This window comes from Ciceribacter sp. RN22 (genome assembly GCF_024054295.1).
In the GTDB taxonomy this organism is placed as follows: domain Bacteria; phylum Pseudomonadota; class Alphaproteobacteria; order Rhizobiales; family Rhizobiaceae; genus Allorhizobium; species Allorhizobium lividum.
Genome location: NZ_JAMXLD010000010.1, coordinates 1 through 1,694, shown reverse-complemented (window position 1 = coordinate 1,694; position 1,694 = coordinate 1). Strand labels below are relative to the sequence as shown.

The following is a 1,694-nucleotide window of genomic DNA, read 5'->3' as shown; positions in this document are numbered from 1 at the left end:
GGTATCGTGCGCGCCCTGGAGGCGTCGCGGGCAACTGGCGTGCGACTTGTCGTCGGCTGCCGGCTCGATCTGGCCGATGGCATGTCGATCCTCGTCTATCCGACCGATCGTGCCGCCTATTCGCGACTGACGCGGCTGCTGACCCTGGGCAAGGGGAGGGGCGGGAAGGCGAACTGCATCCTCCATCTCGATGACGTCGCACTCTATGCCGAAGGCCTGATCGGCGTCCTCGTGCCGGACCTGGTCGATGAGACCTGTTCCGTGCAGCTCAGGAAGATGGCCGAGATCTTTGGCGACCGCGCCTATGTCTCGCTCTCCCTGCGCCGCCGTCCCAATGATCAGTTGCGGCTGCATGAGCTCTCGAACCTCTCGGCAAAACACCGCGTGAAGACCGTTGTCACCAACGACGTGCTGTTCCATGAGCCGGCTCGGCGGCAGCTGCAGGACGTCGTCACCTGCATCCGGACAGGAACCACCATCGACGATGTCGGCTTCGAGCGGGAGCGACACGCGGACCGATACCTGAAACCGCCCGACGAGATGGCGCGGCTCTTTCCTCTCTACCCGGAAGCGCTCAAGCGAACGATGGAGATTGTCGAGCGCTGCAAGTTCTCGCTCGAGGAGCTCGTCTATCAATACCCCGAGGAAGCGCTGATCCCGGGCCTGACCGCGCAGCAGTCGCTGGAGCATTACACATGGGAGGGCGTGAAGACGCGGTATCCTGAGGGCCTGCCGGCGCATGTCGAGAAGACGATCCGGCATGAGCTCGCGCTGATCGAGACCATGAAATACGCGCCCTACTTCCTCACCGTCTTCTCGATCGTTCGTTATGCCAGGTCGCAGGGCATTCTCTGCCAGGGCAGGGGGTCGGCAGCCAACTCGGCCGTCTGCTACGTGCTCGGCATCACTTCGATCGATCCCGATACCAACGACCTTCTCTTCGAGCGGTTCGTCTCCCAGGAGCGCGACGAGCCGCCCGACATCGACGTCGATTTCGAGCATGAGCGCCGCGAAGAAGTGATCCAGTGGATCTACAAGACCTACGGCCATGACAAGGCCGCTCTCTGCTCGACCGTCATCCGCTATCGCGCCAAGGGCGCCATTCGCGACGTCGGCAAGGCGCTCGGCCTGCCCGAGGACCTGATCAAGGCGCTCTCTTCCGGCCTGTGGTCCTGGTCGGACGAAGTCGGCGAGCAACAGCTGCGCGACCTCGGCCTCAATCCGGACGACCGTCGTCTCGCCCTCACCCTGAAGCTTGCGCGGCAGTTGATGGGAAGTCCGCGCCATCTCAGCCAGCATCCAGGGGGCTTCGTGCTCACCCATGACAGGCTCGACGACCTGGTACCGATTGAGCCGGCGACGATGGCCGACCGGCAGGTGATCGAATGGGACAAGGACGACATCGAAGCCCTGAAGTTCATGAAGGTCGATGTGCTGGCGCTCGGCATGCTGACCTGCATGGCCAAGGCCTTCGCCCTGATCTTCGAGCACAAGCATCAGGAACTCGACCTCGCGACCATTCCGCAGGAAGACCCGGCGACCTATGCGATGATCCGCAAGGCTGACACGCTCGGCACCTTCCAGATTGAAAGCCGGGCGCAGATGTCCATGCTGCCACGCATGAAGCCGAGGACCTTCTACGACCTCGTGATCCAGGTGGCGATCGTCCGCCCCGGCCCGATCCAGGGTGACAT

General features: G+C 63.1%; 1 pseudogene. It reads left to right on the top strand.

The annotated features are described in order from the left end of the window. Nucleotides 1–1,694 (top strand): annotated as a pseudogene (gene dnaE2 / locus NHF53_RS22315) (error-prone DNA polymerase); the annotation flags it as partial.